17 protein-coding genes are annotated in these 21,945 nt (G+C 72.3%); 10 read left to right on the forward strand and 7 right to left on the reverse strand.

Annotated elements, in window-relative coordinates:
* Positions 1–5: 5 nt before the first annotated feature.
* Both rraA and AB0C35_RS22390 read right to left on the reverse strand, forming a co-directional pair.
* Positions 6–488, reverse strand: a complete 483-nt coding sequence (gene rraA / locus AB0C35_RS22385; RefSeq protein ID WP_358458800.1) for a ribonuclease E activity regulator RraA — start codon at positions 486–488, stop codon at positions 6–8.
* Positions 489–515: 27 nt separating this feature from the next.
* Positions 516–971 (reverse strand): Lrp/AsnC family transcriptional regulator, encoded by a 456-nt coding sequence (locus AB0C35_RS22390; protein ID WP_358458842.1) that lies wholly within the window; start codon positions 969–971, stop codon positions 516–518.
* A gap of 179 nt (positions 972–1,150) precedes the next feature.
* Between AB0C35_RS22390 and rocD the strand changes: the two genes are divergently transcribed.
* The 3 genes from rocD (at position 1,151) to AB0C35_RS22405 (ending at position 5,151) form a co-directional block, all read left to right on the forward strand.
* Positions 1,151–2,344, forward strand: a complete 1,194-nt coding sequence (rocD, locus tag AB0C35_RS22395) for an ornithine--oxo-acid transaminase (RefSeq protein ID WP_358458802.1) — start codon at positions 1,151–1,153, stop codon at positions 2,342–2,344.
* A gap of 173 nt (positions 2,345–2,517) precedes the next feature.
* A complete protein-coding gene (locus AB0C35_RS22400) occupies positions 2,518–3,486 on the forward strand; it encodes an LCP family protein (RefSeq protein ID WP_358458804.1) in 969 nt (322 codons plus the stop codon).
* 51 nt (positions 3,487–3,537) lie between these two features.
* On the forward strand, positions 3,538–5,151 hold the full coding sequence (locus tag AB0C35_RS22405; protein ID WP_358458806.1) for a DHA2 family efflux MFS transporter permease subunit: 1,614 nt from the start codon (positions 3,538–3,540) through the stop codon (positions 5,149–5,151).
* A 24-nt stretch (positions 5,152–5,175) separates the two neighbouring features.
* Here AB0C35_RS22405 and AB0C35_RS22410 read toward each other — a convergent pair whose 3' ends face one another.
* The 3 genes from AB0C35_RS22410 to AB0C35_RS22420 all read right to left on the reverse strand — a co-directional run bounded on the left by AB0C35_RS22410 (position 5,176) and on the right by AB0C35_RS22420 (position 8,256).
* The gene (locus tag AB0C35_RS22410) at positions 5,176–5,718 is read right to left on the reverse strand and encodes a DUF6113 family protein (RefSeq protein ID WP_358458808.1); all 543 of its coding nucleotides are present in this window, start codon (positions 5,716–5,718) and stop codon (positions 5,176–5,178) included.
* A gap of 96 nt (positions 5,719–5,814) precedes the next feature.
* On the reverse strand, positions 5,815–6,714 hold the full coding sequence (gene mshB / locus AB0C35_RS22415; RefSeq protein WP_358458810.1) for an N-acetyl-1-D-myo-inositol-2-amino-2-deoxy-alpha-D-glucopyranoside deacetylase: 900 nt from the start codon (positions 6,712–6,714) through the stop codon (positions 5,815–5,817).
* An 84-nt stretch (positions 6,715–6,798) separates the two neighbouring features.
* Positions 6,799–8,256 carry a serine/threonine-protein kinase gene (locus AB0C35_RS22420; protein ID WP_358458816.1) on the reverse strand — a complete coding sequence of 486 codons (1,458 nt, stop codon included), beginning with the start codon at positions 8,254–8,256 and terminating at the stop codon, positions 6,799–6,801.
* Positions 8,257–8,450: 194 nt separating this feature from the next.
* On the opposite strand from AB0C35_RS22420, the gene AB0C35_RS22425 reads away from it, so the two are divergent.
* Complete coding sequence (locus AB0C35_RS22425) at positions 8,451–10,532, forward strand: prolyl oligopeptidase family serine peptidase (RefSeq protein ID WP_358458818.1); 2,082 nt, start codon at positions 8,451–8,453, stop codon at positions 10,530–10,532.
* 4 nt (positions 10,533–10,536) lie between these two features.
* On the opposite strand, the gene AB0C35_RS22430 is transcribed toward AB0C35_RS22425, so the two are convergent.
* Positions 10,537–12,264, reverse strand: coding sequence for an ABC transporter ATP-binding protein (locus AB0C35_RS22430; protein WP_358458820.1), 1,728 nt, complete (start codon positions 12,262–12,264; stop codon positions 10,537–10,539).
* Entirely contained in the window at positions 12,261–14,000 is a 1,740-nt protein-coding gene (locus tag AB0C35_RS22435; RefSeq protein ID WP_358458824.1) for an ABC transporter ATP-binding protein, read from the reverse strand. Before AB0C35_RS22435 ends, AB0C35_RS22430 begins: the two co-directional genes overlap by 4 nt.
* A 306-nt stretch (positions 14,001–14,306) precedes the next feature.
* Here AB0C35_RS22435 and AB0C35_RS22440 point away from each other — a divergent pair, with 306 nt between their 5' ends.
* The 6 genes from AB0C35_RS22440 to AB0C35_RS22465 all read left to right on the forward strand — a co-directional run bounded on the left by AB0C35_RS22440 (position 14,307) and on the right by AB0C35_RS22465 (position 21,837).
* Positions 14,307–15,566 (forward strand): SpoIIE family protein phosphatase, encoded by a 1,260-nt coding sequence (locus AB0C35_RS22440; protein ID WP_358458826.1) that lies wholly within the window; start codon positions 14,307–14,309, stop codon positions 15,564–15,566.
* Between the two features lie 199 nt (positions 15,567–15,765).
* Complete coding sequence (locus AB0C35_RS22445; RefSeq protein ID WP_358458828.1) at positions 15,766–16,455, forward strand: succinate dehydrogenase cytochrome b subunit; 690 nt, start codon at positions 15,766–15,768, stop codon at positions 16,453–16,455.
* A 2-nt stretch (positions 16,456–16,457) separates the two neighbouring features.
* On the forward strand, positions 16,458–18,395 hold the full coding sequence (locus AB0C35_RS22450; protein ID WP_358458844.1) for a fumarate reductase/succinate dehydrogenase flavoprotein subunit: 1,938 nt from the start codon (positions 16,458–16,460) through the stop codon (positions 18,393–18,395).
* On the forward strand, positions 18,395–19,147 hold the full coding sequence (locus AB0C35_RS22455) for a succinate dehydrogenase/fumarate reductase iron-sulfur subunit (protein WP_358458830.1): 753 nt from the start codon (positions 18,395–18,397) through the stop codon (positions 19,145–19,147). The genes AB0C35_RS22450 and AB0C35_RS22455 overlap by 1 nt, the downstream gene beginning before the upstream one ends.
* Before the next feature lie 87 nt (positions 19,148–19,234).
* Positions 19,235–19,981, forward strand: coding sequence for an arginase family protein (locus AB0C35_RS22460; protein ID WP_358458832.1), 747 nt, complete (start codon positions 19,235–19,237; stop codon positions 19,979–19,981).
* A 65-nt stretch (positions 19,982–20,046) separates the two neighbouring features.
* Positions 20,047–21,837, forward strand: coding sequence for a tetratricopeptide repeat protein (locus AB0C35_RS22465; RefSeq protein ID WP_358458834.1), 1,791 nt, complete (start codon positions 20,047–20,049; stop codon positions 21,835–21,837).
* Positions 21,838–21,945: the final 108 nt, after the last annotated feature.

Here is a 21,945-nt window from a genome sequence, read left to right on the forward strand (position 1 = left end):
CGGCGTCACGCGAGCAGGTCCCGCTCCGCGACGACGATGCCGTCCTCGTCGCTGTAGAGCCAGTCGCCGGGGCGGAACTCCATGCCGCCGAACGTCACCGGGACGTCCACCTCACCGGCGCCGTCCTTGGCGCTCTTGCGCGGGTTCGTGCCGAGGGCCTTCGCGCCGATGTCCAGTTCGCGCATCGCCGCCACGTCGCGGACGGCGCCGTTGATGAGGACCCCGCCCCAGCCGTTCGCCACGGCCGCCGCCGCGATCATGTCGCCCATCAGCGCGGACGCCAGCGAACCGCCCCCGTCCACCACCAGCACCCGGCCCTCGCCGGGGGTGTTGAGCAGCTTCTTCACCAGCCCGTTGTCGCGGTGGCAGCGCACGGTCGAGACCGGGCCGGCGAACGACGCGCGCCCGCCGTAGCGCAGGAACTGCGTCTCGCAGCTGCGCAGCTCGTCCCCGAAGTCGTCCATGAGGTCAGCGGTCGCGAAGTCCATCCCGGCAGCCTACTGGGCGGTAATCGGTCAGTGGGAGGGCGCGTCGGTGGGGCGGCCGATCAGCCGGGACAGGACGATCGACGTCTTCGTCGCGGTGATGTTGTCCTCGCGCCGCAGCCGTTCGAGGGCCTGCTCCAGATGCCGGATGTCGCGGGCCCGCACATGCACGAGGGCGCTGGCGTCGCCGCTGATCGTGTAGGCGGCGACGACCTCGGGATGGCCGCGCACGCTTGAGTAGATCTCGTCGGGGGACGTCGCACCCGTGCAGAAGATCTCGATGAACGCCTCGGTCGTCCAGCCGAGCGCGGCCGGGTCGACGACGGCCGCGAAGCCGTTGATGACGCCGTCCGAGCGGAGCCGGTCGACGCGCCGCTTCACCGCCGGGGCCGACAGCCCGACCTTGTCACCGATCTGCGCGTACGAGGCGCGGCCGTCTTCCAGGAGCCGTGCAACGATTCGACGGTCAAGGTCATCAAGACGCAACAAATAACACCCCCTAAGTCAGTCTTTGTCATTGGTCGACGGTCGACCCCGAACATACGCTGGGAAGCGGACCGGCGGCCACCTGACCCGCCCGGCCCTCCCCCTCGGCACCGGGCCCCTGCCCGGTGCCCCAGCTATGCCCGGTCAAGGACGACCGGGCCGAGCCGTGAAGGAGCGTCGTGAGGCCGACCGACCAGCTGAGGGCGATGTCCGACGAGCACAGCGCGCACAACTACCACCCCCTCCCGATCGTCGTCGCCGAAGCCGACGGCGTCTGGCTGACCGACGTCGAGGGACGCCGCTACCTGGACATGCTGGCCGCCTACTCCGCGGTCAACTTCGGGCACCGCAACCCGCGCCTCACCGCGGCCGCCAAGCGGCAGATGGACCGCGTCACCCTGGTGAGCCGGGCGTTCGACCACGACAACTTCGGTCCGTTCGTCACCGAGCTCGCCGAGCTGTGCGGCAAGGACATGGTGCTGCCGATGAACAGCGGCGCCGAAGGCGTCGAGACCGCCCTGAAGACCGCCCGCAAGTGGGGCTACGAGGTCAAGGGCGTCCCCGCGGGCGAGGCGAACATCATCACCTTCGAGGGCAACTTCCACGGCCGCACCACCACGATCGTCAGCTTCTCCACCGACCCGGACGCCAAGGACTCCTACGGCCCCTACACGCCGGGCTTCCGCACGGTCCCGTACGGGGACGTCGACGCGCTGAAGTCCGCGATGGACGGCTCCACGGTCGGCGTGCTGATCGAGCCGATCCAGGGCGAGGCGGGCGTGAACGTCCCGCCGAGCGGGTTCCTGCGCGCGGTGCGGGACCTGTGCACGGCCAACGGCACCCTCATGATCGCGGACGAGATCCAGTCGGGCCTCGGCCGCACCGGCGCCACCTTCGCGTGCGATCACGAGGACGTCGTCCCCGACGTCTACGTCCTCGGCAAGGCGCTCGGCGGCGGCATCATGCCCGTCTCCGCCGTCGTCGCCGACGCCGGGATCCTCGGGGTGTTCAAGCCCGGCCAGCACGGCTCGACGTTCGGCGGCAACCCGCTCGCCTGCGCGATCGGCCGCGAGGTCGTCGCGATCCTGAAGACCGGCGAGTACCAGGAGCGCTCCAGGACGCTCGGCGCGCACCTGCACGAGCGCCTCGGCGGGCTGCCGGGCGACCTCGTCAGCGAGGTCCGCGGGCGCGGCCTGTGGGCGGGCGTCGAACTGCACGGCAAGGCGCGCCCGGTCAGCGAGCGCCTCATGGACCTCGGCGTCCTCGCCAAGGAGACCCACGAGACCACCCTCCGCCTCGCCCCGCCCCTGACCATCGAGCGCGACGACCTCGACTGGGCCCTCGACCAGCTGGAGATAGCCCTGAAGGGCTGATCCGGCCGGGGACGTCCCGCTCGGGCGACCGGGCACCGCGAGCAGGCCGCCGCCGGTCAACGGCGCCCGGCGGCGGCTTTCGCGTCACCGGAAACCCCGGAATCGTCAAAGACCCGGCCAGGTGACCGCATGGCGCGGCCGACCGGCGCGCCCTCACGGGCAGGGTCGGGCGCATGCTGCGGAAATGGGGTAGGCGCCGGGTGGCCGTCGGCTGCGGCGGGCTGGCGCTCGGCGTCGCGTTGCTGCTCGGTGCCGGCCTCTACCTGCTGCAAGGCGCCTACGACGACGAGGTCAAGCGGATCGCCGGGGCGATGCCCACCGCGGCGGGCCGGCCGTCGTCCACCGGACGCGGCGAGAACTGGCTGCTGATCGGCTCGGACCGGCGCGCGGACATGCCGTCGATGGGCGCCCGGGCCGACACGATCATGCTGGTGCATCTGTCCGGGAACGGCGAGCGGGTCTCGGTGATCGCGATCCCCCGGGACGGCTGGGTGCCCGTCCCCGGGCACGGCACGACGAAGATCAACGCCGCGTTCGCGCACGGCGGTCCGGCGCTGCTGATCCGCACGGTGGAGCAGCTCACACGCGTCCGCGTCGACCACTACGCCGCCCTCGACTTCCGCGGATTCGTGGAGATGACCGACGCGCTCGGCGGCGTGGACGTGACCATCACCAAGCGCACCCACGACCCGATGCACGACCGCACCTGGGAGGCGGGACGCCAGCATCTGGACGGCACCGAGGCGCTGGACTTCGTCCGGCAGCGCTGGAACCTGCCCGGCGGCGACCTCGACCGGATCAAACGGCAGCAGGCGTTCCTGCACGCCCTCGCGGACAAGGCGCTGGACACCCGCAACCCGATCAAGATCGACCGGTTCATCCGGGCGGCGTCCCGCTCGGTGACCGTGGACGGGTCGGTGACGTCCGGGACGCTGCGCGGGCTCGCGCGCCGGCTGCTGGACACGTCGCTGCTGGAGTACCTGACCGCGCCCGTCGAGAAGATGGACAGGCGGGGCGACCAGAGCGTCGTGCTGCTGGACGAGAACGGCGCGCGAGAGCTGTTCACGGCCGTCCGGGAGGACCGCGTCGGCGACTACGTGTCGCGCAACGGCGCGGCGAACTCGGTGGACGCCGTCCGCTAGCCCCGGGGCGCCCGTCCGCGCCGGTCCCCGTGGACTAACCTGAGTTCCCTGATGAGCAGATGGCGCGGACATCCCTGGGCGATCCTGCTGACGCTCTCCCTCGGCTTCTTCATGACCCTGCTCGACCTGACGATCGTGAACATCGCGATCCCGAGCATGATCGACCAGCTGGACGCCTCGCTCGACCAGGTGCTGTGGGTCGTCAACGCCTACATCCTGGTGCTCGCCGTCCTGCTGATCACCGCCGGCCGGCTCGGCGACCTGTGGGGCAAGAAGAACCTGTTCATCGCCGGCGTCGCGCTGTTCACGCTGTCCAGCCTCGTCTGCGGCCTCGCGCAGGACCCCACCCAGCTGATCGCCGCCCGCGCCGTGCAGGGCCTCGGCGCCGCGCTGCTGATGCCGCAGACCATGTCGATCATCATCGCCGTCTTCCCGCCGGACCGGCGCGGCACCGCCCTCGGCGTCTGGGGCGCCGTCGCCGGGGTGTCCACCGTCGCCGGCCCGACCGTCGGGGGCCTCCTGGTCACCAGCCTCGACTGGCGGTGGATCTTCTTCGTGAACCTGCCCATCGGCGCCCTGGTGCTGGTCATGGCGGTCTGGATCCTGCCCGGCCACACCCGCGGGGTGCGGCACCGCTTCGACCTCCTCGGCGTCCTGCTCGCCTCGGCCTCGCTGTTCTGCCTGACGTTCGCGCTCACCGAGGGTCAGAAGCACGACTGGAACGCGTGGATCTGGGGTCTGATCGCCGCCGGAGCCGCGCTGTTCGCCGCCTTCGCCGGCCACCAGAGCACCCGGCAGGACCGGGAGCCGCTCGTCCCCTTCTCCCTGTTCAAGGACCGCAACTTCACCGTCCTGAACTTCGTCGGCGCGGCCGTGTCGATCGGCATGATCGGCATGTTCCTGCCGCTGACGATCTACCTGCAGTCGGTGCTGGGCTACAGCGCGCTCCAGGCGGGGCTCATCCTCGCGCCGACCTCGGCCCTGTCGGCGGTCCTCTCGCCGGTCGCGGGCCGGCTGTCCGACCGCATCGGCGGCAAGTACATCCTCATCGCGGGCCTCACCCTCTACGCGATCGGCATGCTGTGGGTCGCGGTCATCGCCGGCGTCGCGACGGACTGGACCGCGTTCATCGCCCCGCTCACCATGATCGGACTCGGCGTCAGCGGCGTGTTCCCGCCGATGGCCACCGAGGCCACCCGGAACGTTCCGCCGCGCCTCGCGGGCGCCGCGTCCGGCGTCAACAACACGATCCGGCAGGTCGGCTCCGTGCTCGGCAGCGCCGCGGTCGGCGCCGTCCTGCAGAACCGGCTCGCCGCCGCCCTCCATGACGAGGCGGCGGCCCGCTCGTCAGCCGTCCCGCCCGACCTGCGCGACGGCTTCGTGCAGGGCTTCGCCGGCGCCGCCGAGGGCGGCCTGGAGGTCGGCGCGGCCCAGGGCGGCCCGCAGCAGGGGCTCCCGGCCGGCGTCCCGCCGGACGTCGCGAACCGCATCCACGAACTGGCCGCCCAGGTGTACTCGCACGGCTTCGTGGACGCCCTGAAGCCGACGCTGGCGCTGCCGATCGCGGTCGTCCTGCTCAGCGCCGCCGCCTGCCTCACCCTGAGAGGCCACCGGGCCGGAATGCTCACCAAGGTCGAACAAGAGAAGACGCACACGGCCTCCTGACGGCCCACGGCCTCCTGACGGCCGCTACCCGCGGGGACGCGCCGCCTTCCCGAGCAGCCAGTCGCCCGGCGGGCGCGCCGCCGGCACCAGCATGACCCCGGCCACGGCGGCCACCATGCCGCCGATGATGTAGACGTATCCGGCGGTCGTCCCGGGGACGACCAGGTCGCCCTCGGCCCGCCGCATCGACATGACGAACGCCATGAGGGCCCACATGACCGCCGGGATCGTCGCGCCGAGCCGCCCGCCCATGCCCAGCCCGGCCAGCCGGACCATGCAGAAGACCAGCACGACCAGGATGATCGCCGCGATCGGCACCGGGCCGGTGGTCCAGTTCTGCATGAACGAGCCGAACAGCCCGAACAGGACGCCGAGCAGGCCGAGCGCCGCGTAGGCGGCACCGGACACGAGCGCGTCGAGGGGCGCCTCGCCGTCCGCGCGTTGCAGGCCGGGGGCGCCGTACACCATGGGCTGGTGGGAGGACGCCGCCTCACCGCTCCCGGCGGGAACGCGCGGGAGGCCGTTCTTCGCCAGGCTCACCCGCCACTCCTCGTCGTCCTTGTCCACGGACGCCAGGCTACCGGCCCGGTCCCCCCTGCCGCGCCGGGCATGCGGCCGATCAGACGCCGACCGTCAGGCGCGGGCCGATCAGGCGCCGGCCGATCAGGCGCCCGGGTCGGTCAGGCCGGCGAACAGGTCCTTCTCCCGGCGGCCGGGGCCGACCGGGCCGAGCTCCCCGGCCTGGAGGATGAAGTACTCGGTGCCGAACACCTGCTGGCCCAGGTTGTTCGACAGTGCGAAGAACGGCCCGACCTGCTCGGGCGCCACGACGATCTGGGTGCGGTGGGCGCGCAGGGCGGCGAGCTTGGCGGGCAGGTGGGCGCGGGCGTCCACGACCGTGGTGACCTGCCCGTCGGGGACGCCGGAGCCCAGCTCGTCCAGCCCGGCGACGCGGGCGAACGGCAGCTTCGCCTCCCGCATCACCGCGATCGCGCGGGCGAGGACGGTGCGCGGGGTGGCATAGGCGTAGAACTTGGCGGCCCGCCACGGCTCCGCGCCGTCCTCGTGGGACGGGTCGGCCGCCAGTTCGTAGGCCCGCCACGCGACGCGGTGCGCCTGGATGTGGTCGGGATGCCCGTAGTTGCCGCGCTCGTCATAGGTGACGATCACCTGCGGCCGCAGCTCCCGGATGACCTGGACGAGGTCCAGCGCGGCCGTGTCGACGTCGGCCCGCCAGAAGCAGCGGGGATGGTCGTTGCTCGGGGCGCCCATCATCCCGGAGTCGCGCCAGCGCCCCGGGCCGCCCAGAAAGCGGTGGTCGCGCACGCCGAGCGCCGCGCACGCCTCCGCCAGCTCCCCGATGCGGTACTCGCCGAGGCGGTCCTCCTTGTCGGACGCCAGGTGGCGCAGGTCCTCGGGGATGACCTCGCCCTCCTCGCCCAGCGTGCAGGTGACGAGGCTGACGTGGGCGCCCTCGGCGGCGTACTTGGCCATGGTCGCCCCGGTCCCGATGGACTCGTCGTCCGGATGGGCGTGGACGAACAGGATCCGCGGCTCCTTCATAGTCACCGAGCCTACTCAGGGCGCGACACCCGGGTGATGACCGCCCTGCACCGAGCATCTCGGAGGGGTCGTCACCGTCCCGGCTCAGCCTCCTCCGCCGGTCCCCGGGTCGCCTCCGCCGCCACCGGCGCCACCGGCGCCACCGCCGCCGCCATCACCGCCGCCGTCACCGTCGCCGCCGCCGTCACCACCGCCGCCACCGCCGGTGGGCGTGTCCGTCGGGGTCGTGGTGGTCGGCGTGTCCGTCGGGGTGTCGGTGGTCGGCGGTTCCTGCGTCGGGAAGGACGTCTGCGGCGGCGGCGTGTTCTCGCGCGTCCGCGTGCGGGTCGGGGTCGGCTCCTCGGGCTCGTCCTCCGTCGGGGTCTCCTCGACCGTCGTGGAGTCGGTGACGGACGGCGTGACGGGCCCGGTCGGCGAGTCGCCGCCCCGGTTCGCCATGAACAGGCCGACGACGAGCGCCAGCGCCGCGATGGCCGCGACGGCGGCGAAGATCGGCCATTTGGACTTGCGCTCGGGCTCCCAGTCGTCCCGGCGTGGGGGTCCGCCGCCGTACGGGGGACGCGCGGGCGGCAGGTTCCCGGTGTACTCGGCGGGCGACACGCGGCGGGTCGCCCCGCCCGGGTGGGTGGAGCCCGCCATCATCCCCCCGGCGGCGAGCCCGCCCGCGGCGAGCGTCGAGCCCTCCGCGAGCATCGTGGTGGCCTGCGCGGGGTCGTCCATGCGGGTCTGCCCGGCGCCGCCCGGGCCGCTGCCGATCAGCGCCATCATGATCTGCTGCGCGGTCGGCCGCCGCTCCGGCTCCTTGACCAGGCACGCCCCGATCAGCCGGTGCAGGTCCTGCGGGACGCCCTCCAGCGACGGCGGCTCGTGCATCACCCGGTTGATCACCGCGACGACGGTGTCGTCGCCGAACGGCGGGTGGCCGGTCGCGGCGAACACCATCGTCGTCGCCCACGCCCACACGTCCACGGCCTCGGTCAGCGTCGCGCCCGCCACCTGCTCGGGCGCCATATAGGACGGGGTGCCGATGGCCTTGGTCGCGGCGGTCTGCCCGGTGTCCAGGGCCCGCGCGATGCCGAAGTCGATCACCCGGGGCCCGTCCGGGGCCATGATCACGTTGTGCGGCTTGAAGTCGCGGTGCACGATCCCGGCCTGGTGGATCGCGACGAGCGCGGTCGCGGTGCCGATCGCGAGGCGGTCCAGCGGCGCGCCGGTGATCGGGCCGCTCTCGGTGATCTGCTTGTAGAGCGACGGCCCCGGCACGTACTCGCTGGCGATGTAGGGCTGGTCGCCCGCGACGTCGGCCTCGAGGACCTGCGCGGTGCAGAACCGCGCCACCTGCTTGGCCGCCTGCGCCTCCCGGACGAACCGGTTGCGCGCCATCGTGTCGCCGGCGAGGTCGGCGCGCAGCAGTTTGACGGCGGCCCTGTTCCCGGAGGCGTCGACACCCGCGTAGACGACTCCCTGGCCGCCTTCGCCGAGTCGTTCGACGATCTCGTACGAGCCAAGCCGCCGGGGATCTCCCGGCTGCAGCTCCGGCATTGACCACTCCTCAAGCCCGCGACGATGAAAGTGTTTGGGGAAGCTTTGAGCTTACGCGAGCGCGGACCCGGGCACGGGTCGTTCCCCGCCCATCAAGCGACGACCCGTGATCATACGGCCCGGGAGGTCACCGTGCCTCGCACTTCGGCACCGTCCCCGTACCGGCGGACGCCGTACTGGCAGACTCGGATGCCATGAGCATCAGCTATCCGCGGCAGAGCGCCCGCACGCGAAGGTTCAGCCTCGGCGTCCCGCGCGCCTTCCAGATCGCGCCGGACGACTCGCGCGTCGCGTTCCTGCGCACGAGGGCGGGCGACGACCCGGTGACCTGCCTGTGGACGCTGGACACCACCACCGGTGAGGAGCGGTGCGTCGCCGATCCCGCCGCGCTGGACGTCCCGGGCGAGGAGAACCTGCCGGCCGAGGAGCGGGCCCGGCGCGAGCGCGCCCGCGAGCAGGCGGGCGGCATCGTCGGGTACGCCACCGACCGGGCGATGCGGCAGGCCGTCTTCACCCTGGGCGGGCGCCTCCATGTCGCCGACCTCGACACCGGGCTCGTCCGCGAGCTGCCCGCGCAGGCGCCGGTCTTCGACCCGCGCCCCGACCCGGCCGGGCGCCGGATCGCCTACGTGTCGGGGCGGACGCTCCGGTTGATCGAGATGGACGGCACCGGCGACCGGGCGCTCGTCCAGCCGGAGTCCGACCAGATCTCCTACGGCGTCGCGGAGTTCGTCGCGGCGGAGGAGATGGGCCGGATGCGCGGCCACTGGTGGTCACCGGACGGCGGGACGCTGCTGGCCGCGCGGGTCGACGAGACCCCGGTGCAGCGCTGGCACATCGCCGACCCCGCCAACCCGGACGCGCCGCCCGCCGAGATCGCCTACCCGGCGGCGGGCACGCCGAACGCGATGGTGTCGCTGGTGCTGCTCAAGGTCGACGGCGGCCGGGTCGGCGTCGCCTGGGACCGCGGCATGTTCCCCTACGTCGTGACGGCCTACTGGGACGGGCACGGCCTGCTGATCGTCGTCCAGCCGCGCGACCAGCGGGTGCAGCGGGTGCTGCGGGTCGACCCGTCCAACGGGGCGACGACCCTCCTGCACACCGAGCACGACCCGGTGTGGACGGACATCGTCCCCGGGCTGCCCGTCCGGACGGGCGGCGGCGACCTCGTCTGGGTCACCGAGGACCGCGAGACCGACACCCGCCGGATCACCGTCGCCGGCGCGCCCGTCACGCCCGCCGGCCTGCAGGTGCGGTCGGTCATCGGGGTGGACGGCGAGTCGATCCTGTTCACCGCCTCGGAGGAGCCCGACGAGGTCCACCTCTACTCCTGCGACAAGGGAGAGGTGATGCGGCACACCGAGGGGCGGGGCGTGTTCGGCGGGACCCGCTCCGGCGAGATCACCGTGGTGACCGGGTCGCGGGCGGACCGTCCCGGCGTGGAGGTCGAGGTGCGGGGGCCGTCCGGCACCCACCCGATCGTGTCGCTCGCCGAGACGCCGGTGATCACTCCGCGGGTGGAGCTGCTGCGGTCCGGCGACCGGGAGGTCCGCACGGCCGTGCTGCTGCCGGAGGGGTGGCGGCCCGGTGACGGGCGCCTGCCCGTCCTCATGGACCCCTACGGCGGCCCGCACGCGCAGCGCGTCCTCGCCGTCCAGCGGGCGTACTGCGAGCCGCAGTGGCTCGCCGACCAGGGTTTCGCCGTGGTGATCGCCGACGGCCGCGGCACCCCGGGACGCGGCCCCGCCTGGGAGCGCGCCGTCCGCGGCGACTTCGTGGAGCCGGTCCTGGAGGACCAGATCACCGCGCTGATCGAGGCGGCGCGGCGGCATCAGGACGCGTTCGACCTCGACCGCGTCGGCATCCGCGGCTGGTCGTTCGGCGGCTGGCTCGCGGGCCTGGCGGTGCTGCGCCGCCCGGACGTGTTCCACGCGGGCATCGCCGGCGCCCCCGTCACCGACTGGCGGCTGTACGACACCCACTACACCGAGCGCTACCTGGGCCACCCCGATGAGGAGCCGGAGAACTACGCGGCCAACTCCCTCATCGAGATGGCCGGGGAGCTGAAACGCCCGCTCATGATCATCCATGGTCTCGCGGACGACAACGTGGTGGCCGCCCACACGCTCCGCCTGTCGTCCGCCCTCCTGGCCGCCGGACGCCCCCACACCGTCCTGCCCCTGTCAGGCGTCACCCACATGACCCCGCAGGAGATCGTGGCGGAGAACCTCCTCCATCTGCAGGTGGATTTCCTCAAGCAGTCCCTCTCCCGCTGAGCGTTCAGGCGCCGTGCCAGGACCTCCACAGCGCGGCGTATGAGCCGTCCGCGGCGATCAGTTCGTCGTGGGTGCCCAGTTCGGTGATGCGGCCGTCCTCCACCACGGCGACGCGGTCGGCGTCGTAAGCCGTGTGGAGGCGGTGCGCGATCGCCACGACGGTCCGGCCGTCCAGGGCGGCGGCGAGCGAGCGTTCCAGGCGGCGGGCGGCGCGCGGGTCGAGCAGCGAGGTCGCCTCGTCCAGGACGAGGGTGTGCGGGTCGGCCAGGACGAGCCGGGCCAGCGCGAGCTGCTGCGCCTGCGCGGGCGTCAGGGTCTCGCCGCCCGAGCCGACGAGGGCGCCGAGGCCGGGGCCGTCCCAGTCGACCGCCGCGAGGACCTGCTCCATGTCGGCGTCGGACGCGTCCGGACGGGCCATCGCGAGGTTCTCGCGGAGCGTGCCGCGGAACACGTGGTGCTCCTGGGTGACCAGGGCGACGTGGCCGCGCAGGTCGTCCAGCGTCAGCTCGACCAGCGGCACGCCGCCGTCCGAGCCGACGGTGACGGCGCCCGATCGGGGCCCGTCCACGCCGGCGAGGAGGCGGCCCAGCGTGGATTTGCCCGCGCCGCTCGGCCCGACCATCGCGATCCGCTCACCGGGTCTCACGTCGAGGTCGACGCCGTGCAGGACGTCCCGGCCGGGACGGTAGGCGTAGCGGACGTCGCGCGCCGTGAGCCGCTCGCCGTCGGGGCGGCGGCCGTTCGGCGCGCGGTCGGGCGGGACGTTCCCGACGCCGAGCAGCCGGGCCAGGGAGGCGCCGCCGAGCTGCAGTTCGTCCAGCCAGGAGAGCACGGTGTCGACCGGCTCGATGAGCTGCTGGGCGTACAGGGTCGCGGCGGTCACCTGCGCGAGGGTCGCCATGTCGTGGATATAGAGGAGGCCGCCGCACAGCAGCGTCGCCACGACCGGCAGCACGAAGCCCATCTCGGCGACGGGGAACAGCACCGTTCGCAGCCGCAGCGTGTAGCGCTCGGCCTTGTACGAGACCGCGATGTCGGCGTCGCCGCGGGCGTGCCGGCGGCGGGCGAGGCCGAGCGCCTCGACCGTCCGGGCGCCCTGGACGGTCTCGGTCAGCCCGCCGGCGATCTGCGACCACGCCTCGTTCTCCCGCAGGTAGCCGCGGTGGGCTCGGGGCAGGTACCAGCGCATCACCGCCCACAGCATCGGGACGCCGACCAGCGCGGGCAGCGCGACGAGCGGGCCGTTCAGCATCAGCGCGCCGACCGTGAACCCGCCGACGACGATGGCGACGAGCGTCTCCGGCATGGCGTAGCGGACGGAGGTGCTCAGCGTGTCCACGTCCCGGGACGCGCGGGTGACCAGGTCGCCGGTGCCCGCGCGCTCGACCCTCGACAGGGGCAGCGCCAGGACTCGGTCGACGAACTCCTCCCGCAGCCCGGCCAGCACCCGCTCGCCCAGTTTCGCGGACGCGAGGTAGGCGTACCGGGTCAGGATTCCCTGGACGACGACGAACGCGGCGATGGCCAGGCCGGTCGTGTCGATGTCGGCCCGGCCGTCGCGGACGTCCTCGACCAGGGCGCCGAGCAGACGCGGGGTCACCAGGCCCGTCACGGCGGCCAGCGCGTGCAGGGTGAGGACCACGGCGAGGTGGCGCGGATGCCGCAGGACGAGCCGCCGCGCATACGTGCGCACCTGCGCGGGGGTGGCGACCGGCAGTGTCTCGGCGCTCACGTTCCCGCCCTTTCTGCGGTCTCCCGTGTGGTGGTGGACTCGCCCCTGGTCACGGTCGCCGTGTAGCGCGGTTCCGCGTCCAGGAGGTCGCGGTGGGTTCCTTCAGCGACGACCCGGCCGTCCTGGACGAAGGCCACGTGGTCGGCCCGGTCCAGCAGCAGCGGGCTCGTCGTGCACACCACGGTGGTGCGTCCCGCGCGCGCTGGGCCCAGCCTGTCGGCGATGCGCGCCTCCGTGTGCGCGTCGACGGCGCTGGTCGGTTCCACCAGGACGAGGACGTCGGGGTCGGCGGCGAGCGCCCGGGCGAGGCGGAGTCGCTGCTGCTGGCCGCCGGAGAACTCCCGTCCCGCCTCGACCACATGGGCGTCCAGCCCGACGGAGCCGACGACGTCCTCGGCGCAGGCGGCGTCGAGGGCGGCTTGGACGGCCGCCCGCGTGGCGGCCTCGTCGCCCTTCCGGCCGCCCGCCGGTGCGAGGCTCTCGGCGAGGGGTCCGGCGAAGAGGCGGTCCTCGTTCACCGCGACGAGGATCCGTTCCCGGACGTCCGCGACGTTGTGCAGCGGAACGCCGCCGAAGTCGACCGCTCCCGGCGCGTACCGGCCGAGCCGGTCGGCGATGGCCTGCGCGTCGCGCGGGTCCGCCGCCGCGATCCCGGTGATCCGGCCGGGACGCACGACCAGCCCGGACGCGATGTCGACCAGCTCGGCGGACGCCGCCGGGCGGGCCGTCCCGGCGTGCGGCAGCTCCGGGTCGATGTCCAGCAGGGCGGTGACCCGGCCCGCCGCGACCAGCGCCTTGGTGATCTTGCCCGCGGCCTCCCCGAGCGTCTTCAGCGGAATGATGAGGAACACCGCGTAGCCGTAGAAGGCGACCAGTTCGCCGACGCCGATCGTCCCGCGCACGGCGAACCGGGCGCCGGCCCAGGTCACCACCGCGATCAGCAGGCCGGGCAGCAGCACCTCGGCGCCGTTCAGCCGGGTCTCGGCCCGCGCGACCGCCACCCCCGCCGCCCGCACCCGCTGCGACTCGGCGCGGTAGCGGCCGGAGAACAGCGGCTCGCCGCCGATGCCGCGCAGCACCCGCAGGCCCGCGACCAGGTCGGTGGCGTGCGAGGACAGCTCGCCGACCAGCTCGCGGTGCGCGAGCTCCCGGTCCCGGAAGGGACGCAGCAGCGGCGCCGCGATCACCAGGATCAGCGGGACGCCCACCAGCACGATCAGGCCGAGCGGCGGCGAGGTGGACAGCAGGATGCCCGCGACGGCGACGATGGCGACCACGGCGCCCGACCCCCGCGAGACGATGTCCAGGGCGCTCCCGATGTGGCTGACGTCCGACATGCCGATGCTCACCACCTCGCCCGCGCTCAGCCGCTTCGGCAGCGTCCCGCCGAGCCGGGTCGCCTGCCGGGTGACGAGCTGGACCGTCCGGTACGAGGCGGCCAGCCAGTTGAACACCGCGAAACGGTGCCGGACGGCGCCGGTCACGGCCTGCACGACGCCGAGGCCGAGCAGCACGGCGGACCACGTCACGAGCGCGCGCTCGTCCCGCGCCGCGACGCCGTCGCCGAGGGCGCGGCCGATCGCGGCGGGCATCAGCGCCTGGGCGAGCATCCAGACCACGCCGAGGGCCGCGCCGGCGGCGCAGCTGCGCCACTGGACGCGCAGCAGCCACAGCAGATAGCGCGCGGGGGATCTGTGATCGGGGCTGCCCGGATCTTTCTCCGGCAACGGCTTCACGGAACGAAGGTTATGCAGCGGAACGTCCGAAGTTCGACTGGTTTTTCGGCGGCGGAAGCCGGTTCCGGCCTGTCCTTAAACACTGACTCGGACGCGCCCTGGGGGTGCGTCGGGCGGTTTGGACACGCTAAGGTCTGGGTCTACGGAGCGATGCTTCCTCCGCTCCTTGAGCCGGGACTCCGGCGGCTAGGCCAATGCCGCTCCCCCGGCGCGGCCCGTCCGCTCCCCTGCGGCCGCAGGAATAAAGCGGAACGCCGTGACCGTTGCCAGTGCCAGTCGCCAGCCCCGACTTCTTCCGGAAGCCTTGTGAGCACCATCAGCCAGCAGACGTATCCCTTCATGCCGGGGGCGGAGGACAGGACCGACCTGCTCCTCATCGACGACGACCCCTCCGACGTCCTCATGGTCGAGAAGATGCTCGCCGAGAGCGGCATGGACGCCGAGATCTCCGTCGCCGGCGACCTGGCCACCGCGCGGCGCATGCTGACGCGGCGCACCCAGTGCATCATCGTGGACCTGTCCGCCCCCGGCATCGACCGGCTCGACGGGCTGCGGCAGGTGCTCGCCCTCTCCGGGCCGGCCGCCGTCGTCGTCCTCACCGGCCTCGACGACGCCCATCTCGGCGTGCAGGCCGTCGCCGCCGGAGCCGAGGACTACCTCGTCAAGCAGGAGGTCGACCCGCCGCTCCTGGCCCGCGCCATCCGCTACGCCATAGAGCGCAAGCGCTCGGAGGAGACCGAGCGGCGGCTCGTCGAGGCCCGCATCCTCGGCCGCGAGAACGCGCGGCTGGAGCGCGGCCTGCTGCCCGTCCCGCTGATCGACGACCCGTCGCTGCGGCACCACACCCGCTACCGGCCCGGCCGGCGGCGGGCGCTGCTCGGCGGCGACTTCTACGACACCGTGCAGACCGAGGGCGGCGCGGTGCACCTGGTGATCGGGGACGTCGCCGGGCACGGTCCCGACGAGGCGGCCCTCGGCGTCCAGCTGCGGATGGCGTGGCGGACGCTCGTGCTGGCCGGGCACACCGGCGAGCAGCTCCTCGCCACCCTCGACACGGTCCTCGGCCACGAGCGGCGCAGCGAGGAGATCTTCACCACGCTCTGCATGATCACGATCGCGCCGTCGCGGCGGACCGCCCGGATGCACCTGGCCGGCCATCCCGCCCCGCTGCTGTTCCGCGAGCCGTCCACCGGAGGCGGTTCCGGCGACGGCCCCGAGGTGATGGCGCTGCCCGAGTACGCGCACGGCCCGGCCCTCGGCCTGCTGCCCGGCGCCGAGTGGCCCACCACCGAGATCGACCTCGGCGAGTTCTGGTCGCTGATGCTCTACACCGACGGCCTGATCGAGGGGAAGGTCGGCGCGGGCTCGGAACGGCTCGGCACCGACGGCCTCGTCGGCCTGGCCCGCACCGCCCACGGCCGGGGCGCGGCGGGACGGTCGCTCATCGACGAGCTGGTCACCGAGGTCGAGCGCCTCAACGGCGATGCCCTGACCGACGACCTCGCCGTCCTGCTGCTGTCGCGGCAGGACAGCGCAGGCCCGGCGGGACGCGCGTCACATTTCTGACACACGGTCCTGACCACGTCAATGTCTCCTGGATCACTCACGGGCGGAGTTCCAGAACGTCCTGTGAAGTCACTCACCGCCCGGTTCATCACGAAACGGACTCAACGCCCGCTCTGCTTGCGTCCATAGCCTGAAGCTATCGAAACGAGTGCGCTGATGACTTGGAACTCTCGCCCCAGGTCGACGTAGCTTCCGAGATGTGGCTATAGCGATACCTGCGATCTACCGCTCGACCGTCGGCAAGAAGGCCGTCATGGCGGTGACCGGCGGCATCCTCGTGCTGTTCCTGGTCGCGCACATGGTCGGGAACCTGAAGATCTTCTACGGCGCGGAGGACTTCAACCACTACGCGCACTGGCTGCGCACGATCGGCGAGCCCGCGGTGCCGCACCGGAGCGTCCTGACGCTCCTCGAAGTCGTGCTGGCCGTGGCGGTCGTCCTGCACATGTGGTCGGCGGTGTCGCTCGCGCGCCGCGCGTCGGCCGCGCGTCCCGTCAAGTACCGGTCGAAGAAGAAGTCGCACGCGCAGGGCTATGCCACCCGCACGATGCGGTACGGCGGGGTCATCATCGCGTTCTACGTCGTCTGGCACCTGCTGGACCTGACGTTCTTCGTCGTGAACCCGCTGGGCGCCGGCGACACCCCCTACCAGCGGGTGGTCGCCGACTTCGACCCGTCCCGCTGGTACATCACCGTCTGGTACGTCGTCGCGGTCCTGCTCGTCGGCCTGCACCTCCACCACGGCATCTGGAGCGCGTTCCAGACCCTCGGGCTGCGCACCCCGCGTACCGACCGCGTCCTGCGCGGCCTCGCCGGGACCGTCGCCGCACTGGTGACGCTCGGCTTCATCGCCGTCCCCGTCTCCATCACGTTCGGATGGGTGAGCTGAACATGACCGACAGCTTCTACAAGTCCGGCGAGCCGATCGCCGACACCAAGGCCCCCGCCGGCTCCATCGAGGACCGCTGGACGACCCGCAAGTTCGAGGCCAAGCAGGTCAACCCCGCCAACAAGCGCAAAAAGAAGATCATCATCATCGGCACGGGACTCGCGGGCGGCTCGGCGGGCGCCACCCTCGGCGAGGCGGGCTACCACGTCCAGCAGTTCTGCTTCCAGGACTCCCCGCGCCGCGCCCACTCGATCGCCGCGCAGGGCGGCATCAACGCCGCCAAGAACTACCGCAACGACGGCGACAGCGTATACCGGCTGTTCTACGAGACGGTGAAGGGCGGCGACTTCCGGTCCCGCGAGTCGAACGTGTACCGGCTCGCCGACATCTCCCGGAACATCATCGACCAGTGCGTCGCGCAGGGCGTCCCGTTCGCCCGCGAGTACGGCGGGCTCCTCGATAACCGCTCGTTCGGCGGGACGCAGGTCTCCCGCACCTTCTACGCCCGCGGGCAGACGGGCCAGCAGCTCCTCCTCGGCGCCTACCAGGCGCTGATGCGGCAGGTCGAGGCCGGAAACGTGGAACTGTACCCGCGGCACGAGATGCTCGACCTGATCATGGAGGACGGGCGGGCGCGCGGCGTCGTCGTCCGCGACCTGATCAACGGCGAGATCAAGAACTACACCGCCGACGCGGTCGTGCTCGCGTCCGGCGGCTACGGCAACGTGTACTTCCTGTCCACGAACGCGATGGGCTCGAACGTCACCGCGTCCTGGCGCGCCCACCGGCACGGCGCCCTGTTCGCCAACCCGTGCTACACGCAGATCCACCCGACGTGCATCCCGGTCAGCGGCGACCACCAGTCCAAGCTGACGCTCATGTCGGAGTCGCTGCGCAACGACGGGCGCGTGTGGGTGCCGAAGAAGGGCGGCGACACGCGCAGGCCGGCCGACGTCCCCGAGGACGAGCGCGACTACTACCTGGAGCGCATCTACCCGTCCTTCGGCAACCTCGTCCCGCGCGACATCGCGTCCCGCGCCGCCAAGAACGTCTGCGACGAGGGACGCGGCGTCGGCCCCGGCGGCCTCGGCGTCTACCTCGACTTCGCCGACGCCATCGGGCGGCTCGGCCGCGACAAGGTCGAGGCCAAGTACGGCAACCTCTTCGAGATGTACGAGCGCATCACCGGCGAGAACCCGTACGACACGCCCATGCGCATCTACCCCGCCGTCCACTACACGATGGGCGGGCTGTGGGTGGACTACGACCTGGAGTCCAGCATCCCCGGCCTGTTCGTCATCGGCGAGGCGAACTTCTCCGACCACGGCGCGAACCGTCTCGGCGCGTCCGCGCTGATGCAGGGCCTCGCCGACGGCTACTTCGTCCTGCCGAACACCATCGGCGACTACATCGCCCGCACCGGCCTCGGCCCGGTCGGGAGCACCGCGGTCCTGGAGGCCGAGGAGCGGGTGAAGTCACAGCTCGACAGGCTGCTGTCGGTCGACGGGGACCGTTCCGTCGACTCCTTCCACCGCGAACTCGGCCACATCATGTGGGAGTACTGCGGCATGGAGCGCACCGAGGAGGGACTGCGCAAGGCCCTGGACATCATCCCGGCGCTGCGCGCGGAGTTCTGGGAGCGCGTCAAGGTCACCGGCAAGGGCGAGGAGCTCAACCAGCAGCTGGAAAAGGCGGGCCGCGTCGCCGACTTCTTCGAGCTGGCCGAGCTGATGGTCATCGACGCGCTGCACCGCACCGAGTCCTGCGGCGGCCACTTCCGGGCCGAGAGCCAGGACGAGGACGGCGAGGCCAGGCGCGACGACGCCAACTTCGGCTACGTCGCCGCCTGGGAGTGGGCCGGGGAGGGCGAGCAGCCCGTCCTCCACAAGGAGGCCCTGAACTTCGAATACGTCAAGCCGAGCCAGAGGTCGTACAAGTAATGAAGCTCACACTGCGCGTCTGGCGCCAGAGCGGACCCCGGGACAAGGGGAAGATGGTCGAGTACAAGCTCGACGACATCTCCCCCGACGCCTCGTTCCTGGAGATGCTGGACGTCCTCAACGAGAAGCTCATCGCGTCCGGGGAGGAGCCGGTCGCGTTCGACCACGACTGCCGCGAAGGCATCTGCGGCATGTGCTCGCTCGTCATCAACGGCACCCCGCACGGCCCGGAGCGCGCCACCACGACCTGCCAGCTCCACATGCGCAAGTTCGAGGACGGCGAGGTCATCGACGTCGAGCCGTGGCGGGCCAAGGCGTTCCCGGTCGTGAAGGACCTGGTCGTCGACCGCTCGGCGTTCGACCGGATGATCCAGGCGGGCGGCTACATCACCGCGCCGACCGGCACCGCCCCCGAGGCGCACGCGATGCCCGTCCCGAAGCCGGACGCCGACCGCGCGTTCGAGGCCGCCGAGTGCATCGGCTGCGGCGCGTGCGTCGCGGCCTGCCCGAACGGCTCGGCCGCCCTGTTCCTCGGCGCCAAGGTCACCCACCTCGGGCTGATGCCGCAGGGCCAGCCGGAACGCTGGGACCGCGTCGTGTCGATGCTGGAGGCCCACGACGCGGAGGGCTTCGGCGGCTGCACCAACACCGGTGAGTGCACCGCGGCCTGCCCCAAGGAGATCGGGCTGGACGTCATCGGCCAGTTGAACCACGACTACCTGAAGGCGGCCACGGGCGGCCGGAAGCACTGACCCGCCGCCTCAGCGGCCCCACTGACCAGGCCCCGCCCGGAGCACCGGGCGGGGCCTTTTCACGCCCGGCCCTTCTACTGTGGACGCATGACGATCACGCTGGTCCCTTATCACCAGGACGAACGGCTACCCGACTCCTCCTTCCCGCTGCCCGGCCCGGATTTCATCCCGGTGACGCGGGAGCTTCCGGAGAGCGGCATCTGGGAACGTCTCGCCGCGCTCTTCGAACTCGTCTCCGCCGAGGTCGCCGACCAGGTCACCGGCGGGACGCGCCCGTCGGTGGTGTCGGGCGACTGCCTGGTCGCCGAGGCCGTCCTCGCCGGCGTCCAGCGGGCGGGCGTGGACGCATCCATCGTCTGGTTCGACGCGCACGGCGACGTCCATTCGCCGGAGAGCTCCACGTCCGGCTACCTCGGCGGGATGCCGCTGCGGCAGATCATCGGCGACCATCCCGAGCTGCTCACCGGCCCCCTGGGGCTGCGCCCGCTGCCCGAGGAGCGCGCCGTCCTGGTGGACGCCCGCGACCTCGACCCGGCCGAGGCGGAGTTCCTGGCCGCGTCCAAGGTGCGGCGCTGCCCGGTGGACGACGTCGCCCTGCCCGACGGCCCGCTCGTCCTGCACGTCGACGTGGACGTCATCGACGAGAGCGACCTGCCCGGCCTGAAGTACCCGGTCGGGAACGGGCCGTCGTATGACGACGTGCTCGCGTCGGTGCGGCGCATCATGGCGACGGGCCGCGTGGCCGCCCTGGACATCGCCTGCCCCTGGCACCTGCCGGAGGGCGACGACAACACCGTCCGGGCCCGGCTCCTAAGCGACCTCCTGACCGCCTGACCCGGCGACTTGCACGTACGCACAATGCCTCTGACCAAGACGCGATCTTGCAGTACGGTGTGCACGTGCATAAGACAGTGCATCTGCATGGACTGATGCACGGTATTACCGATGTGTCGCTCGCGGTGCACCGGTCGATTCTGTGCGTGGACGTCCAGGGCTACGGGGGCCGGACGAACTGGGACCAGCTGGCCGTGCGCAGCGGCCTGTTCAAGGCCCTGCCCGAGGCGCTCGTCGAATCCGGCGTGCCCGAAATGTCCTTCGAGTGGGAGGACCGCGGTGACGGCGCGCTCGTCCTCATCAACCCCGACGTGCCAAAGGAACGGCTCGCCGGACCGTTCCCGCTGAAACTGGCGGCCCTGCTCGAACGGCACAACAGCAGCGCACCACCGGGTGCGCGCATCAAGATCCGCGTCGCCGTGCACGCCGGGGAGGTCCACTACGACGACCACGGCGTCACCGCCAGCGCGATCACCACGGCGTTCCGGCTCCTGGAGGCGGAGCCGCTCAAGGACGCCCTGCGCGACTCCTCCGGCGTCGTCGCGCTGATCGCGTCCGACTGGTTCTATCAGGAGGTGGTCCGGCAGTGCCCGACGTGTGACGCCGCCGCGTACCGTCCCGCGCAGGTCTCGGTCAAAGAGACCAACGCGCGCGGCTGGATACGGCTCCCGGACACCCGCACCGACGCCACCCGCATCCTCCGGCTCCTGTCCCTGCACCCCGGCACGGAGATCTCCGTGCCGGCCGCCGCCGCCCTCCTCGACGTCCCCGCCGACGAGGCCCGCGTCATCCTCGGCGGCCTCTCCCTCGACGAACGCGCCGACGGCCGCTTCCGCGTGCCCGCCCTCGGCGGGGGACTCGCCGAGGACGAACGCGCGGGCGCCATCCGGCGGGTACTGGCGTGGTACCTCGGCACCGCCGACAACGCCCGCCGCGCCATCTGCCCCGACCGCATCACCGCGGCGCTCACCCTGCCGGACGCCCCATGCCGCCCTCTGACGTTCACCTCGCCCGACGAGGCCCGCGCATGGTGCGAGGCCGAGCGGCTCAACCTGATCGCCGCCGCCCGCGCCGCCGCGGACGAGGGCCATCACGACATCGCGTGGCGTCTCCCGCTCGCCCTATGGACGTTCTTCTTCCTCCGCAGCCCATGGACCGACTGGATCGAGGCCCTCCGCACCGGCCTCGCGTCCGCCGAGCACCTCGGCGACGACCGCGGGATCGCCTACGCCCTCGGCGGCCTCGGATACGCCAGCCAGTACCGCTGGCGGTTCGCGGACTCCGTCGACTTCTTCACCGCGTCGCGCGACGTCTTCGTCCGCATCGATGACCGCAGAGGCGAGGCATGGGCGCTGCACGGCCTCGGCTACGCATGCCGGCGTCTCCACCGATTCCGCGACGCGATCCACCACCATGAACGGTCAGTGCGGCTGGCCCGCGAAGCGGGCGACCAGCGCAACGCCGGCCTCGCCCTGGTCGCCCTCGGCTATGCGCACGCAGGCGTCAACGAATGGGACACCGCCCTCGGCTGCTTCGAGCAGGCCCATGCCAACGCACAGGAACCCCGCGCCGAAGGCTGGGCCCTGCACGGCCTCGGCTACGCCCATCACGGACTGCGCGACTTCGAAGCGGCCATCGCGTACTTCGAGAAGGCCCTGGGCGTCTTCCACGAGATGGGCGACCGTCCGGGCCAGGGCGAGACCCTCTACAACCTCGGCCGTGCCCACCTGCGCATGGGACGCCAGGACTCGGCTCGCGACTGCTGGATGAAGGCCCTCGCCATCTTCGAGGACCTCCAGACACCCCAGACGGCCGGCGTCCTCGCCCGCCTCCGCTCCCTGAATCCGCGCCCATGAGACCCATCCCCCTCTAGGGCGTGTCTCAAAGGCAGATCAGCCAGTCGTTGATGACGGCGATGTGGAGGGTGGCTTCGTAGCGGACGGCGAGCTTGTCATACCGGGTGG

Source organism: Spirillospora sp. NPDC048819 (assembly GCF_040650055.1).
Lineage (GTDB): Bacteria > Actinomycetota > Actinomycetes > Streptosporangiales > Streptosporangiaceae > Spirillospora.

Bases quoted from the DNA above. Each gene is read 5' to 3' on its own strand.
- mshB (WP_358458810.1), bottom strand. From the start codon at position 6,714: ATGAAGGAGCCGCGGATCCTGTTCGTCCACGCCCATCCGGACGACGAG.
- AB0C35_RS22420 (WP_358458816.1), bottom strand. From the start codon at position 8,256: ATGCCGGAGCTGCAGCCGGGAGATCCCCGGCGGCTTGGCTCGTACGAG.
- rraA (WP_358458800.1), bottom strand. From the start codon at position 488: ATGGACTTCGCGACCGCTGACCTCATGGACGACTTCGGGGACGAGCTG.
- AB0C35_RS22400 (WP_358458804.1), top strand. From the start codon at position 2,518: ATGCTGCGGAAATGGGGTAGGCGCCGGGTGGCCGTCGGCTGCGGCGGG.
- AB0C35_RS22455 (WP_358458830.1), top strand. From the start codon at position 18,395: ATGAAGCTCACACTGCGCGTCTGGCGCCAGAGCGGACCCCGGGACAAG.
- AB0C35_RS22460 (WP_358458832.1), top strand. From the start codon at position 19,235: ATGACGATCACGCTGGTCCCTTATCACCAGGACGAACGGCTACCCGAC.
- AB0C35_RS22425 (WP_358458818.1), top strand. From the start codon at position 8,451: ATGAGCATCAGCTATCCGCGGCAGAGCGCCCGCACGCGAAGGTTCAGC.
- AB0C35_RS22450 (WP_358458844.1), top strand. From the start codon at position 16,458: ATGACCGACAGCTTCTACAAGTCCGGCGAGCCGATCGCCGACACCAAG.
- AB0C35_RS22405 (WP_358458806.1), top strand. From the start codon at position 3,538: ATGAGCAGATGGCGCGGACATCCCTGGGCGATCCTGCTGACGCTCTCC.